The 214-nt window shown below is 35.5% G+C and carries 1 protein-coding gene; it reads left to right on the top strand.

Translation table 11 applies throughout. From position 1 onward, the window contains the following. Positions 1-28: 28 nt before the first annotated feature. A partial coding sequence (locus tag ACX6CF_RS26925) for a peptidoglycan-binding domain-containing protein (RefSeq protein ID WP_458788450.1) occupies positions 29-214 on the top strand: 186 nt, incomplete at its 3' end.

Raw genomic sequence — 214 nt, 5'->3', positions numbered from 1 at the left:
AGAATCTCCTTTTTTAACAACTGGCCATGTGACTGTTGTTAAAAAAGGAGATTCTGGGTCTAATGTGACCTCTTTACAATATCTTTTGAAATCTAAAGGCTATAACTTATCTGCTGATGGCATTTTTGGTTCAGGTACAAAATCAATTGTCAAAAACTTTCAGGCATCAAATGGACTAGTTAGTGATGGTATAGTGGGGGAACAAACTTGGTTA

The organism is Vallitalea sediminicola (assembly GCF_054408565.1).
The sequence above is the reverse complement of the archived record's forward strand: the minus strand, read 5'-3'. Positions and strand labels throughout refer to the sequence as shown.